Below are 13,397 nucleotides of genomic sequence, written 5' to 3'. Positions count from 1 at the left end.
AATGAAAGCACTATCCAAACTGAAAGCGGAAGAAGGCATCTGGATGACCGACGTACCAGAGCCGGAAGTCGGACATAACGATCTGCTGATTAAAATCCGTAAAACCGCCATCTGCGGTACTGATGTGCACATCTACAACTGGGACCAGTGGTCGCAGAAGACCATCCCGGTGCCGATGGTTGTGGGCCACGAATATGTTGGCGAAGTGGTAGGCATTGGCCAGGAAGTAAAAGGCTTCAAAATTGGCGATCGCGTCTCTGGCGAAGGCCATATCACCTGCGGCCACTGCCGTAACTGCCGCGGTGGACGTACCCACCTGTGCCGCAACACCGTGGGCGTGGGCGTCAACCGTCCGGGCTGCTTCGCAGAATACCTGGTGATCCCGGCGTTCAACGCCTTCAAAATCCCGGACAACATCTCTGACGATCTCGCCTCCATCTTCGACCCGTTCGGTAATGCGGTACACACCGCGCTCTCCTTCGACCTGGTAGGCGAAGACGTGCTGGTGTCTGGTGCAGGCCCAATCGGCATCATGGCAGCAGCCGTGGCGAAGCACGTCGGTGCGCGTAACGTGGTGATCACCGACGTGAACGAATACCGTCTGTCGCTGGCGCGTAAAATGGGCGTTACCCGTGCGGTGGATGTCTCTAAAGAGAGCCTGAACGACGTGATGGAAGAGCTGGGTATGACCGAAGGCTTTGACGTCGGTCTGGAGATGTCCGGTGCGCCACCGGCGTTCCGTACTATGCTCGACACCATGAACCACGGCGGCCGGATCGCGATGCTGGGTATTCCGCCGTCGGATATGTCCATCGACTGGAACAAAGTGATCTTCAAGGGGCTGTTCATCAAGGGCATTTATGGCCGTGAGATGTTCGAAACCTGGTACAAGATGGCGGCACTGATCCAGTCGGGTCTGGATCTCTCTCCGATTATTACTCATCGTTTCTCCATCGATGAGTTCCAGCAGGGCTTTGACGCGATGCGTTCAGGTCAGTCCGGGAAAGTTATCCTGAGCTGGGATTAAGTAAAAAAGCGCCTGCGGGCGCTTTTTTTCGCTGGTCTCACGTTTTTACGTCCACAAACGGATTGATACTAACTTTTCTTCGCTTTTTTCGCCCTGCGCTTATAGAGTTGGCTAAGGTTTACTTAACTTTACAGCGCATATGTTCAAGCTCACCGTTTGTTTGTTGACCTGTAATTCCGCCCGGTTGCTGCGTGAAGTGCTGCCTCCGTTGATCGTCGTCTCCGATGAAATCATTGTTCTCGACTCAGGCAGTCACGACGCTACATTAGCGATTTGCCAGGAGTATGGCATCACCCCTCATCACCACCCCTATGCCATGCATGGCGTACAGATGAATCACGCCATCGATCTGGCGAGCAATGACTGGGTGTTATGCATGGATAGCGATGAAATTCTGGATGCGGAAACCGTGGATTTTATCCTGCGTCTGAAGGCGGGTGATGAACCCCACCCACAGCTGGCATGGCGTATCGCCCGCTACTGGCATGTGCTGGGGGAAGAGGTGCGCACCATTTATCCCATCTCCTCGCCTGATTTCCCGGTGCGGCTGTTTAACCGGACTCAGGCGCGTTTTAATCAGCGTCCGGTGGATGACAAAGTGGAAGGGGTGATCCAGTCGGCGAAAATACCGGGCCGCGTTCGCCACGATACCTTCTATTCCCTGCATGAAGTATTCAACAAGCTCAACAGCTACACCAGCCGGCTGGTGAAGTACCAGCCCGTAAGGCCGTCGATTGCCCGTGGCGTCATCAGTGCCATCGGCGCGTTCTTTAAGTGGTATCTGTTTAGCGGCGCGTGGCGTCAGGGAAGAGTGGGGGTGGTGACCGGTCTCTACGCCACCTTTTACAGCTTTCTGAAATATTTCAAAGCCTGGTACCAACACCAGGAGCAAAAAGCGTCCGCGGACAAAAAAAAGCCCGCGGACTCTCGTGTCATTGAGTAGGCCATCCCGCCTGAGGCGGGATTAGCTTTTCTTACCCCAGCCCTGCCACTGCAGCTGGACATATTTCACCAGTGTACTCTGGCTGATGCTTTCGCCAATTACCGAGAAGTACCGGGTGACGTAAACCGGCTCAGGCGGCTGCTTAGGCGCACAAAGCGTCACGCCCCGGAAAGGGTTACGCGGTTTTGTGCCAGGCGCAGCGCCAGCGGGCGGCGTGCTGACCGGTCGGGAGGTATCCACCTGCGGCTCATTGAGCAGGCTGCTCGCGGGTACCAGGGTAATATCCGCAGGCAGGTTGGGCAGCATCTGCTGCAACACGCGAACGGTGGAGGGGTGAGGATGTCCGATGGCGATCGCTGAACCCGATCGGCGGGCCACCTGTACGGCACGGTTAAACTGGAAACGGATATCGACTTCGTTTTGCGTATCGTCCAGGAACACTTTGCGCTTAATCACCTTCACGCCGGTGCCCTGCGCGGCGCGCATCGCCTGGCTGTTGCCAATGGTCATGCTGTCCAGAAAGTAGAGATTATAGCGCGCCAGCGACTGCATCACTTTCTGCATGCCAAACAGGCTGGAGGTCATGGCGCTGCCCATATGGTTATTCAGCCCTACGGCGTAGGGGACTTTGCCATAGGCTTCGCGGATGATGCGCTCGATCTCGTCGCTGGTCATCTCCGGGCGCAGCGTATCTTTTTCCAACGGCTGTTTACTGAGCGGCGCCATCGGCAGGTGGATCAGCACTTCATGCCCGCTGTTATGGGCTTTGGTGGCCATTTCATGCGCGTGAGGCGCGTTCGGCAGGACGGCGACAGAGATGGCGGAGGGCATCGCCAAGACCTGATTTTCTGTGTGTGGACGATAACCGAAGTCATCGATAACGATAGCGAGTTTACCTGCGTAAACCGGCATCGCCAGCGCCAGTGCGCTGACGAGGGGAAAAACCATACGACGAAATTGAAGCAAAACTTATCTTCCCAACCACGGCTGTGGATTGACCGCCTGACCCTGGCGACGAATCTCGAAATAGAGTGACGGGCGGCCCTGACCGCCACTGCTGCCCACAAGGGCGATAGCCTGACCGGCCCGCACCTGGGTACCAACGCTGACCAGCGCGCTCTGGTTGTAGCCGTAAAGACTCATGTCGCCTTTACCGTGCTCTACCACCACCACCAGGCCGTAGCCCTGTAGCCAGTCGGCGAGGATCACCCGGCCATCGGCGATAGCTTTGACTTCGCTGCCTTCCGATGCACCGATCACAATCCCCTTCCAACGTAGCTCACCCTGCAGCTGTTCGCCATAGCGATGCAGAATAGAACCGCGTACCGGCCAGTAGGCCTGGCCGCGCGGTGAGCCTAAACCGCCGGTGCGGGACATCAGCGAACGTTCGTTTTCGGTCGGTTTATAGGTGGTGCCTTTGCGGGAGGCTTCCTGCTGTTTGTCACGCACGGCCTGCGCTTCGCGGGCCTCTCTTTCGGCGCGCGCTTTCGCTGCCGCCTCTGCACGGGCGATGCTGTTGCGCAATTTCGATTCGTTAGCGCGCATTTCGCTCAGCTGGCTCTGACCTTCCTGAATGGAGGATTCGAGACCGGCAAGGGTTTTCTTACGTTCGTTGCGCGCCTGCTCCAGCCTGGCTTGCTGCGCCTGCTGATCGTAGAGCAGGGTCTGCTGCTGGCTCTGTTTCTCTTCCAGCTCCGCTTTCTGCGTGGTGACCTCTTCGCGCGTCTGCTTCAGCTGGGCGATGGTCTCCTGGCGGGACTGGTTGAGGTAACCGAAATAGGCCTGCAGGCGCTGCCCGCGCTGGCTCTCTTCGCCGCTGAGGATCAGCTGAACGCCGGTGTGTTCACCCTGGCGAAAAGCTGCGTCTAACTGCGCCGCAAGGTTGCGCTCCTGAGCCGCGCGCTGGCGCTCAAGTTTGGCGATAGACGCATTCATCTCGTCTATTTGTTTATTGAGCTGGGCGAGGGTGTTCTGGGTTTCACGTAGCTGACGTGCGGCCGCGGAGATGGCCTCTTCCTGCTTTTTGAGTTGCGCAAGCAGCGACGAGCGTTGCTGCTGCTGTTGGCGTACCGCCCGCTCTTTAGCGGCGATATCCGCCTGAATGCTTTTGAGCTGATCGCGCTCGTCCGCCTGGGCGGATGCCGCGCACAACAATACGCCAGCGCTGAGTGCGCTGGCGTACAGTAAAGGCCTGACTGATAACCGTAACGGCTTCACGACCCATGTGAATGAAACAATCGCCTTTCCCCTCATGGGGAGGGATTATTCCACGATGAACAGCGGCTTGCCAGTCATCTCTTGCGGGATTTCCATGCCCATCAGGGTCAGCATGGTTGGGGCGATGTCCGAAAGCTTACCGCCATCAACGGATTTCACGGTTTTATCACCGACATAAATCAGTGGTACCGGCAGGTTAGTATGCGCGGTATGCGCCTGACCGGTGGCCGGATCGCGCATCTGCTCGGCGTTACCGTGGTCAGCGGTGATCAGCATCTGGCCGCCTGCGGCTTCCACCGCTTTGGTAACCTGTTCAATGCACAGATCCAGCGCTTCAATGGCTTTAATTGCCGCTTCCATTACGCCGGTATGGCCCACCATGTCGCCGTTCGGGTAGTTACAGATGATGGCGTCGTATTTACCGCTTTCGATAGCAGCAACCAGCTTCTCGGTCAGCTCGGCGGAGCTCATCTCTGGCTGCAGGTCGTAGGTCGCCACTTTCGGGGAGTTGATCAGAATGCGATCTTCGCCTTTAAAGGACTCTTCCACGCCGCCGTTAAAGAAGAAGGTAACGTGGGCGTATTTCTCGGTCTCGGAGATGCGCAGCTGGGTCTTGTCGTGCTTCGCCATCCACTCGCCGAAGGTGTTCGCCAGAGATGACGGCGGATAAGCGCATGGCGCTTTAATGTCGGCGGCATATTCGGTCAGCATCACGAAATCGCCGAGCTTAACCTCTTTTTTACGGGCGAAGCCGTCGAAATCGGCGTTGACGAAAGCACGGGTGATTTCGCGGGCGCGGTCAGCACGGAAGTTCATGAAAATCAGCGCATCGCCATCTTCCATTGCGGCATCTGCCTGGCCTTCGGCACGGATCACGGTCGCTTTTACGAACTCGTCGTTTTCATCGCGGGCATATGCGGCTGCCAGCGCGGCAACAGCGGTATCTGCCTGGAACTCGCCTTTGGCTTCAACCAGCAGATTGTAGGCCTGCTCTACGCGATCCCAACGGTTGTCGCGGTCCATGGCGTAGTAACGGCCAATGATAGAGGCTACGCGGCCTTTGCCCAGTGCGGCAAACTTCTCTTCAAAGGCTTTCAGGGAGGATTCAGCGCTGCGTGGTGGAGTATCGCGGCCATCCAGGAAGGCGTGCAGATAGATTTTGTCTGCTCCTTTCTCTGCTGCCAGCTCCACCATCGCCATGATGTGATCTTCATGGCTGTGAACACCGCCCGCGGAGAGCAGACCCATAATATGCACCGCTTTGCCTGCGGCGGCAGCTTTCTCAACCGCGCCGGTCAGCACCGGGTTAGCAAAGAAGGTACGTTCTTTAATTTCAACATCCAGACGGGTCAGGTCCTGATAAACAATGCGGCCTGCGCCCAGGTTGACGTGTCCAACTTCGGAGTTGCCCATCTGGCGATCGGGCAGACCCACTTCCAGGCCGGAAGCATCAATCAGGGTGTGCGGACGTTTTGCCCACAGCGCATCCATAACCGGGGTTTTAGCGCTGAAAATAGCGTTATCCTGCTGATCTTCGCGATAGCCATAGCCGTCAAGAATCACCAGTACCATAGGTTTTTTAGAAACCGACATTGCGACAACCTCTTTGCTCAAAAGACAGAAAATTTGCGTAATTTTACTACAGCTGAATCGATCAAATAGCCGCAGAAGATCAAAGAAACCGCAGGGGTAGGGCTAAGGTTAGGCCATTTTTGGTCTTTTTTTTCGTGGCAGTACGCAGAAAATGGATTAGCTTATTGTCGCTGGCTGTATTTGCCACAACGCACAGGTATACTCCTGTCCTGGTTTTTTATTCACTCAGTCGGGAGTCGTTACCCCCCATGCAAGAAATTATGCAATTTGTCAGCCGCCACCCCATACTTTGTATCGCGTGGATTGGTCTACTGGCGGCAGTACTTTTCACCACGTTCAAAGGCCTCACCTCGAAAGTGAAGGTGATCAACCGCGGCGAAGCAACGCGTCTTATCAACAAAGAAGATGCAGTGGTTGTCGATCTGCGTCAGCGTGATGATTTCCGCAAAGGCCATATTGCAGGGGCGATTAACCTGCTGCCGACCGACATCAAAGCTAATAACCTTGGCGAACTGGAAAAGCATAAAGATAAACCGATTATCGTCGTTGACGGCACCGGTATGCAGGCTCAGGAGCCCGCAAACACGCTCGTCAAAGCTGGCTTTGAGAAAGTCACTGTCCTGAAGGACGGTATCTCTGGCTGGAGCGGCGAGAATCTGCCTCTGGTTCGCGGTAAGTAAACAGGAGTCTGAACATGGCCAATATCGAGATCTACACCAAAGCGACCTGTCCGTTCTGCCATCGTGCAAAAGCGCTGCTGGACAGCAAAGGCGTTACCTTCCAGGAACTGCCGATTGATGGCGACGCTGCAAAGCGTGAAGAGATGATTAAACGTAGTGGCCGTACGACGGTTCCGCAGATTTTTATCGATGCGCAGCACATTGGTGGCTGTGATGACTTGTATGCGCTTGACGCGCGTGGTGGACTCGATCCGCTGCTGCGCTAAGGCGTTTTAGGACAATTAAAAAGGGCTTTTCCATGTCAGAACAAAATAATACCGAGATGACTTTCCAGATCCAGCGCATCTACACCAAAGATGTCTCCTACGAAGCACCTAATGCGCCGCACGTTTTCCAGAAAGACTGGCAGCCAGAGGTTAAACTTGATCTGGATACCGCTTCCACCCAGCTGGCGGAAGATGTGTATGAAGTCGTGCTGCGTGTTACCGTAACCGCCTCTCTGGGCGAAGAGACTGCATTCCTGTGCGAAGTACAGCAGGGCGGCATCTTCTCCATCGGCGGCATCGAAGGTAATCAGATGGCGCATTGCCTGGGTGCATACTGCCCGAACATCCTGTTCCCGTATGCCCGTGAATGCATCACCAGCCTGGTTTCCCGTGGTACGTTCCCGCAACTGAACCTTGCGCCGGTGAACTTCGATGCGCTGTTCATGAACTATCTGCAGCAGCAAGCTGGCGAAGGTACTGAACAACATCAGGATGCCTGATGAGTACTGTCAATGCGTCAATGACTGTGATCGGTGCCGGCTCTTACGGCACCGCTCTTGCTATTACTCTGGCAAGAAATGGACACGAAGTGGTCCTCTGGGGCCACGATCCCAAACATATCGCGACGTTACAAGCCGATCGCTGCAACGTCGCGTTCCTCCCCGATGTGCCTTTCCCTGACTCCCTGCATCTTGAAAGCGATCTGGCGACGGCGCTTGCCGCCAGCCGTAATATTCTGATCGTGGTGCCGAGCCACGTGTTTGGCCAGGTGCTGCGACAGATTAAACCGCTAATGCGTGACGATGCGCGCGTGGTCTGGGCGACTAAAGGGCTGGAAGCCGAAACCGGACGCCTGTTACAGGATGTCGCCCGCGAAGCGCTGGGCGATGCCATTCCGCTGGCGGTGATCTCCGGCCCGACCTTTGCGAAAGAGCTGGCGGCAGGGCTGCCGACGGCCATTTCATTGGCCTCGACCGATGAGACCTTCGCTGACGATCTGCAGCAGCTGCTGCACTGCGGTAAGAGCTTCCGCGTTTACAGCAACCCCGATTTTATCGGCGTACAGCTGGGCGGCGCGGTGAAGAACGTTATCGCTATCGGTGCGGGCATGTCCGACGGCATCGGCTTTGGCGCCAACGCACGTACCGCTCTGATCACCCGTGGTTTAACTGAAATGTCCCGTCTTGGCGCGGCGCTCGGTGCCGATCCGGCCACCTTTATGGGGATGGCGGGATTAGGCGATCTGGTGCTGACCTGTACCGACAACCAGTCCCGTAACCGTCGTTTTGGCATGATGCTCGGCCAGGGCATGGATGTGATCGGCGCGCAGGAGAAGATCGGCCAGGTGGTGGAAGGCTACCGCAATACCAAAGAAGTCCGCGAGCTGGCACACCGCTTTGGTGTCGAAATGCCAATAACCGAGGAAATTTATCAGGTATTGTATTGCGGAAAAAATGCGCGCGAGGCAGCATTGACCTTATTAGGTCGCGCACGCAAGGACGAGCGTAGCAGCCGTTAACCGCAGGAAAGCGTTATCACCTGAATGACCCGGCCAGCAAAGAACTGGCCGGTCATTATTATTACGTCTGGAGTAAGCAATGCCGTGTGAAGAACTGGATATCGTCTGGAACAATATTAAAGCCGAAGCCCGGGCTCTGGCTGACTGTGAGCCCATGCTGGCCAGTTTCTACCACGCGACGCTACTCAAGCACGAAAATCTCGGCAGCGCCCTGAGCTATATGCTCGCCAACAAACTGGCTTCACCGATCATGCCGGCTATCGCCATCCGTGAAGTGGTGGAAGAGGCCTACGCGGCTGACCCAGAGATGATCGCCTCCGCCGCCTGCGATATACAGGCGGTACGCAACCGCGACCCGGCGGTGGATAAATACTCCACGCCATTGCTCTATCTGAAAGGTTTCCACGCCCTGCAGTCCTACCGTATCGGCCACTGGCTATGGAACGAAGGCCGCCGTGCGCTGGCCATCTTCCTGCAGAATCAGGTCTCGGTGAGTTTCCAGGTGGATATTCACCCGGCGGCGAAGATTGGCCGCGGCATCATGCTCGACCACGCGACGGGTATTGTAGTGGGTGAAACGGCGGTGATTGAAAACGACGTCTCGATCCTGCAGTCCGTGACCCTGGGCGGTACCGGGAAAACCAGCGGCGACCGTCACCCGAAAATCCGTGAAGGGGTGATGATTGGCGCAGGCGCGAAGATCCTCGGCAATATCGAAGTCGGGCGCGGCGCGAAAATTGGCGCCGGTTCCGTAGTGCTGCAACCTGTGCCTCCGCATACCACCGCGGCTGGCGTTCCGGCGCGTATCGTCGGCAAGCCAGACAGCGACAAGCCAGCAATGGATATGGATCAGTTCTTCAACGGCATCCACCATACCTTTGAGTATGGCGACGGGATTTAACCTGTAGGCCCGGTGGCGCTGCGCTTACCGGGCATTACCGGTTGGCAACGCAAGCCTCTTATCCGGGCTACCGTAATATCGCGCCAGGGTATCCCAGCTGGCGCCAGGCCTCATACACCACGACCGACACCGCGTTCGACAGGTTCATGCTGCGGCTGTCCGGCATCATCGGAATACGAATTTTTTGTTCAGCGGGCAGAGCATCAAGAATGGTGGCTGGCAGGCCGCGCGTTTCCGGACCAAACAGCAGATAATCCCCTTTCTGATAGCTCACGGCGCTGTGGGCAGGCGTGCCTTTCGTCGTCAGGGCAAAGATCCGCTCCGGCTTTTCCGCGTCCATAAATGCAGCCAGGTCCTTATGGCGCACCACGGCGGTGAATTCGTGGTAATCCAGCCCGGCGCGGCGCAGGCGCTTGTCGTCCCACGTAAAGCCCATCGGCTCAATGATGTGCAGACGGAACCCGGTATTGGCGCACAGGCGGATGATGTTGCCGGTATTAGGTGGAATTTCTGGTTCGAATAAAACGATGTTAAGCATGCTGCCCCCTTGAATAGCGGGGGCAGGATACCATCCCCTCTCCCCTTTGGGGAGAGGATGAGGGGTTAAGCCGCGTTCCCCTGCGCCAGCGGCGCCAGCCCGGCAGGGAGCTTACTCAACTCCTGCACCAGCATCTCCTTGCTGATTTCCGGGATGGTTTTCGCGCCGGTCAGCGTCATTGCCACCTTCATCTCTTTCTCGATCAGGTTGAGCAGATTGGCGACGCCTGCCTGGCCGTGGGTCGCCAGCGCATACAGATAGGCGCGACCCAGCAGGACCGTATCGGCGCCGAGGGCAATCATGCGTACCACGTCCAGCCCGTTGCGGATCCCGGAGTCCGCCAGAATTGCGATATCGCCTTTTACCGCATCGGCAATGGCGGGCAGGGCGCGGGCCGAGGAGAGCACGCCGTCGAGCTGGCGGCCGCCGTGGTTCGACACCACAATCCCGTCGGCGCCAAAACGCACCGCATCCCGGGCATCTTCCGGATCGAGGATCCCTTTGATCACCATCGGGCCATCCCAGAACTCGCGGATCCACTCCAGGTCTTTCCACGAGATGGACGGATCGAAGTTATTCGCCAGCCAGCCAATATAATCTTCCAGCCCCGTCGGTTTACCCAGATAGGTGGAGATATTCCCCAGATCGTGCGGGCGGCCGTTAAGCCCCACATCCCACGCCCATTGCGGATGCGTTACCGCCTGCCAGTAGCGGCGCATCGCCGCATTGGCACCGCTCATTCCGGAGTGAGCATCACGATAGCGTGCGCCGGGGGTCGGCATGTCCACGGTAAAGACCAGTGTGGAACAGCCTGCCGCTTTCGCGCGCTCCAGGGCATTGCGCATAAAACCGCGGTCGCGCAGGACGTAAAGCTGGAACCACATCGGGCGCTTGATAGTCGGAGCCACCTCTTCAATCGGGCAGACCGAGACGGTTGAAAGCGTAAACGGAATGCCTTTCGCATCCGCGGCGGCGGCGGCCTGCACTTCACCCCGGCGGGCGTACATGCCACACAGCCCGACCGGGGCGAGGGCGACCGGCATGGAGAGCGTTTCATTGAACAGCTTCGTCTCAAGGCTCAGGTCGGACATATTCTTCAGCACGCGCTGGCGCAGGGCCACTTCCGACAGGTCTTCCACGTTGCGACGCAGGGTGTACTCGGAATAGGCCCCTCCATCGATATAGTGAAACAGGAACGGTGGCAGGATGCGCTGGGCGGCGGCGCGATAGTCACTGGCTGCGGAAATGATCATCAGTTCTTCTCCCTGGAAATAACGGTATCGCCCGGCAGACGGGTGATACGCGCCTGCCGGGCCTGATCTTCATCAAATTGTTTAATAGTGGTGTGGACGAAGCCCAGATGCGCCATCATCGCGGCGCGTGCGGCTTCGGCATCACCTGCCAGAATGGCGTTGAGGACCGCTTCGTGCTGCTCGGTCAGCCGGGCAAAAACCGGCGGCACCAGATACATGCGCTGGCGACTCTGCTTTACGGACGATTGCAGCAGGTCGAAGAAGCCGCGCATGGTCTGGAGCAACACGACGTTGTGTGAGGCCTCGGCAATGGCCAGATGAAACCGGACGTCTGCCTGCGAGGCGATATCCGGATCGCTGCTTTGGGTGGCCTCGAAACAGGCTTTGAGCTTCTCTTTATCCGCTTCTGTTGCCCGCATAGCCGCATGCCAGGCGGTGCTGGTTTCTATGGCGTGGCGGGCTTCGAGGATGTCAAAGCTGTAGTCCGGGTCGTTCTCCATCAGAGTTTTCAATGGCTGAACAATGTTCTGCCCGGACCAGTCATCGTCCTGCCAGCGCACAAAGGTGCCGCCACCGCGACGGCTTACCAGCACCCCTTCGCTGACCAGGGTCGCCAGGGCTTCGCGCAGCGAGTTACGCGATACGCCAAGCCGGGCAGCAAGCTGGCGTTCGGCGGGCAACTTCATGCCCGCTTCCAGCTGCATCTCTTCAATCAGCGCCCGCACGCGAGTAGCAATCTCGTCGGACAGGCGTCTGGGCATTACTATCATGGGATCATCCAGGTTAAGACATAGGCCTGCAGGGTGGTGATGACCCCGACCATGCAGGTAAATATCAGGCTGTGTTTAACGGTAAAGCGGAACAGGTCGGACTCTTTCCCCACCAGGCCTACCGCCGCACAGGCAATGGCGATGGACTGCGGGGAGATCATCTTCCCGGTGACGCCACCGGTGGTGTTGGCCGCCACCAGCAGAACATCCGACACGCCAATCTGCTGCGCGGCGGTCGCCTGCAGGGCCGCGAACAGGGCGTTCGATGAAGTATCTGACCCGGTCAGGAACACTCCCAGCCAGCCGAGGAACGGCGAGAAGAAGGTGAAGGCTGAACCGGTATGGGCCAGCGCCAGGGCCAGCGTGGACGACAGGCCGGAGTAGTTCGAGATAAAGGCGAACGCCAGCACCATGCCGATGGAGTAGATCGGCAGCATCAGCTCTTTAATGGTTGCGGCAAAAGTCTGCACCGCGGCGGCAGGCTTCATGCGCAGCCATACCACGGAAAGGAGGGCGGCAAACAGAATGGCGGTACCGGTGGCCGAGAACCAGTCGAACTTGAACACCGCCGCGTACGGCGTGGCGTCGTGTACCACCGGCGGCATACGGGCAACCATCTTGTCGAGGAACGGCACGGAGATATTGACCACCATGTCATACAGCGCGCCGTTCGGAGCGAACAGGGCTTTAAACGGTGGGATACTCCACAGCGTCACGGTCGCGGTCAGGAACAGGAACGGCGACCACGCGCGGACGATTTGTCCTGCGGTATAGCCCGTGCGGGCCAGGGTCTGATCCACGTGCGATGCGCCCATGTCGGCAAAGCGGAAGATACGCACCGGCTGCCAGCGTTTCAGGAACAGCGTCAGGCAGACCAGCGAGACCAGGGAAGAGATAATATCCGGCAGTTCCGGGCCAAGGAAGTTAGAGCTCAGGTACTGGGCGATGGCGAACGAGCCACCCGCGACCATTACCGCAGGCCAGGTCTCTTTAATGCCGCGCCAGCCGTCCATAATCGCCATGATCCAGAACAGCACGATAATGGTCAGGAACGGCAGCTGACGGCCCACCATCTGGCCGATTTCAAAGCTGTCCAGCCCGGTTACCTGCCCGGCCACCAGAATTGGAATACCCATCGCACCAAACGCCACCGGCGCGGTGTTGACGATCAGACACAGACCCGCGGCATAGAGTGGATTAAAGCCAAGGCCCACCAGCAGGGCGGCGGTGATCGCCACCGGGGCACCGAATCCGGCAGCCCCTTCCAGGAACGCGCCGAAGGAGAAGCCGACAATCAGCATCTGCAGGCGCTGGTCCGGGGTGATGGAGAGGATCGACGAGCGGATAATGTCGAACTGCCCGGTCTTCACCGAGATTTTATAGACAAAGACCGCGGCAATGATGATCCAGGCGATGGGCCACAGGCCGTAGAAGAAGCCATACACCACCGAGGCTAGGGCGCGATCCACAGGCATTTTATAGAAGAACAGCGCTACCAGCAGGGCAATGGCAACGGTGTACGTCGCCGCAAGATAGCCCTTCAGCTTGAGCTTAATCAGCGCAAAGAAGAAGAACAGAATAGGTAGCGAGGCGATCAGGCTTGATAGCCAGATATTTCCTGCCGGATCGTAGTTTTGTTGCCAGAGGCTCATTGCAGGTCTCCTGAGGACCACACCTTCTGTGAGGCGGT

The 13,397-nt window shown here is 57.7% G+C and carries 14 protein-coding genes; 7 read left to right on the top strand and 7 right to left on the bottom strand.

Going from position 1 to position 13,397, the window contains the following annotated elements; genetic code table 11:
* Position 1: 1 nt before the first annotated feature.
* Together tdh and DVA43_RS16995 are read left to right on the top strand one after the other, a co-directional pair.
* Positions 2-1,027, top strand: coding sequence for an L-threonine 3-dehydrogenase (gene tdh, locus DVA43_RS17000; protein ID WP_103177732.1), 1,026 nt, complete (start codon positions 2-4; stop codon positions 1,025-1,027).
* Between the two features lie 139 nt (positions 1,028-1,166).
* Complete coding sequence (locus DVA43_RS16995; RefSeq protein ID WP_114316223.1) at positions 1,167-1,970, top strand: glycosyltransferase family 2 protein; 804 nt, start codon at positions 1,167-1,169, stop codon at positions 1,968-1,970.
* A gap of 21 nt (positions 1,971-1,991) precedes the next feature.
* Here the strand turns inward: DVA43_RS16995 and DVA43_RS16990 are convergent, their stop codons facing one another.
* Genes DVA43_RS16990 through gpmM form a run of 3 tightly spaced genes read right to left on the bottom strand, consistent with a single transcriptional unit; the run spans position 1,992 to position 5,780 of the window.
* Complete coding sequence (locus DVA43_RS16990) at positions 1,992-2,936, bottom strand: divergent polysaccharide deacetylase family protein (protein ID WP_114316222.1); 945 nt, start codon at positions 2,934-2,936, stop codon at positions 1,992-1,994.
* Between the two features lie 3 nt (positions 2,937-2,939).
* Entirely contained in the window at positions 2,940-4,223 is a 1,284-nt protein-coding gene (gene envC, locus DVA43_RS16985) for a murein hydrolase activator EnvC (RefSeq protein ID WP_103824325.1), read from the bottom strand.
* A 9-nt stretch (positions 4,224-4,232) separates the two neighbouring features.
* A complete protein-coding gene (gene gpmM, locus DVA43_RS16980; protein ID WP_114316221.1) occupies positions 4,233-5,780 on the bottom strand; it encodes a 2,3-bisphosphoglycerate-independent phosphoglycerate mutase in 1,548 nt (515 codons plus the stop codon).
* Positions 5,781-6,028: 248 nt separating this feature from the next.
* Between gpmM and DVA43_RS16975 the strand changes: the two genes are divergently transcribed.
* The 5 genes from DVA43_RS16975 (at position 6,029) to cysE (ending at position 9,146) form a co-directional block, all read left to right on the top strand.
* Positions 6,029-6,460 carry a rhodanese-like domain-containing protein gene (locus tag DVA43_RS16975; protein ID WP_103177737.1) on the top strand — a complete coding sequence of 144 codons (432 nt, stop codon included), beginning with the start codon at positions 6,029-6,031 and terminating at the stop codon, positions 6,458-6,460.
* Between the two features lie 14 nt (positions 6,461-6,474).
* Complete coding sequence (grxC, locus tag DVA43_RS16970) at positions 6,475-6,726, top strand: glutaredoxin 3 (protein WP_103177738.1); 252 nt, start codon at positions 6,475-6,477, stop codon at positions 6,724-6,726.
* A 32-nt stretch (positions 6,727-6,758) separates the two neighbouring features.
* Positions 6,759-7,226: a protein-export chaperone SecB gene (gene secB, locus DVA43_RS16965; protein WP_032615746.1), complete on the top strand. Its 468-nt coding sequence runs from the start codon at positions 6,759-6,761 to the stop codon at positions 7,224-7,226.
* The gene (gpsA, locus tag DVA43_RS16960; RefSeq protein WP_103177739.1) at positions 7,226-8,245 is read left to right on the top strand and encodes an NAD(P)H-dependent glycerol-3-phosphate dehydrogenase; all 1,020 of its coding nucleotides are present in this window, start codon (positions 7,226-7,228) and stop codon (positions 8,243-8,245) included. The genes secB and gpsA overlap by 1 nt, the downstream gene beginning before the upstream one ends.
* A gap of 79 nt (positions 8,246-8,324) precedes the next feature.
* Positions 8,325-9,146 (top strand): serine O-acetyltransferase, encoded by an 822-nt coding sequence (cysE, locus tag DVA43_RS16955; RefSeq protein WP_103177740.1) that lies wholly within the window; start codon positions 8,325-8,327, stop codon positions 9,144-9,146.
* A gap of 67 nt (positions 9,147-9,213) precedes the next feature.
* Here the strand turns inward: cysE and trmL are convergent, their stop codons facing one another.
* The 4 genes from trmL to lldP all read right to left on the bottom strand — a co-directional run bounded on the left by trmL (position 9,214) and on the right by lldP (position 13,359).
* The gene (gene trmL, locus DVA43_RS16950) at positions 9,214-9,684 is read right to left on the bottom strand and encodes a tRNA (uridine(34)/cytosine(34)/5-carboxymethylaminomethyluridine(34)-2'-O)-methyltransferase TrmL (RefSeq protein WP_114316220.1); all 471 of its coding nucleotides are present in this window, start codon (positions 9,682-9,684) and stop codon (positions 9,214-9,216) included.
* A gap of 65 nt (positions 9,685-9,749) precedes the next feature.
* The gene (gene lldD / locus DVA43_RS16945) at positions 9,750-10,937 is read right to left on the bottom strand and encodes an FMN-dependent L-lactate dehydrogenase LldD (protein WP_103177742.1); all 1,188 of its coding nucleotides are present in this window, start codon (positions 10,935-10,937) and stop codon (positions 9,750-9,752) included.
* Positions 10,937-11,707 carry a transcriptional regulator LldR gene (gene lldR, locus DVA43_RS16940; protein ID WP_114316219.1) on the bottom strand — a complete coding sequence of 257 codons (771 nt, stop codon included), beginning with the start codon at positions 11,705-11,707 and terminating at the stop codon, positions 10,937-10,939. The genes lldD and lldR overlap by 1 nt, the downstream gene beginning before the upstream one ends.
* Positions 11,704-13,359 carry an L-lactate permease gene (lldP, locus tag DVA43_RS16935; protein ID WP_114316218.1) on the bottom strand — a complete coding sequence of 552 codons (1,656 nt, stop codon included), beginning with the start codon at positions 13,357-13,359 and terminating at the stop codon, positions 11,704-11,706. Before lldP ends, lldR begins: the two co-directional genes overlap by 4 nt.
* Between the last annotated feature and the right edge of the window lie 38 nt (positions 13,360-13,397).

This window comes from Leclercia sp. W6 (assembly GCF_003336345.1).
Classification (GTDB): Bacteria; Pseudomonadota; Gammaproteobacteria; order Enterobacterales; family Enterobacteriaceae; genus Enterobacter.
The sequence above is the reverse complement of the archived record's forward strand: the minus strand, read 5'-3'. Positions and strand labels throughout refer to the sequence as shown.

Bases quoted from the DNA above. Each gene is read 5' to 3' on its own strand.
- tdh (WP_103177732.1), top strand. From the start codon at position 2: ATGAAAGCACTATCCAAACTGAAAGCGGAAGAAGGCATCTGGATGACC.
- DVA43_RS16995 (WP_114316223.1), top strand. From the start codon at position 1,167: ATGTTCAAGCTCACCGTTTGTTTGTTGACCTGTAATTCCGCCCGGTTG.
- envC (WP_103824325.1), bottom strand. From the start codon at position 4,223: ATGAGGGGAAAGGCGATTGTTTCATTCACATGGGTCGTGAAGCCGTTA.
- gpmM (WP_114316221.1), bottom strand. From the start codon at position 5,780: ATGTCGGTTTCTAAAAAACCTATGGTACTGGTGATTCTTGACGGCTAT.
- DVA43_RS16975 (WP_103177737.1), top strand. From the start codon at position 6,029: ATGCAAGAAATTATGCAATTTGTCAGCCGCCACCCCATACTTTGTATC.
- grxC (WP_103177738.1), top strand. From the start codon at position 6,475: ATGGCCAATATCGAGATCTACACCAAAGCGACCTGTCCGTTCTGCCAT.
- secB (WP_032615746.1), top strand. From the start codon at position 6,759: ATGTCAGAACAAAATAATACCGAGATGACTTTCCAGATCCAGCGCATC.
- gpsA (WP_103177739.1), top strand. From the start codon at position 7,226: ATGAGTACTGTCAATGCGTCAATGACTGTGATCGGTGCCGGCTCTTAC.
- cysE (WP_103177740.1), top strand. From the start codon at position 8,325: ATGCCGTGTGAAGAACTGGATATCGTCTGGAACAATATTAAAGCCGAA.
- trmL (WP_114316220.1), bottom strand. From the start codon at position 9,684: ATGCTTAACATCGTTTTATTCGAACCAGAAATTCCACCTAATACCGGC.
- lldD (WP_103177742.1), bottom strand. From the start codon at position 10,937: ATGATCATTTCCGCAGCCAGTGACTATCGCGCCGCCGCCCAGCGCATC.
- lldR (WP_114316219.1), bottom strand. From the start codon at position 11,707: ATGATAGTAATGCCCAGACGCCTGTCCGACGAGATTGCTACTCGCGTG.
- lldP (WP_114316218.1), bottom strand. From the start codon at position 13,359: ATGAGCCTCTGGCAACAAAACTACGATCCGGCAGGAAATATCTGGCTA.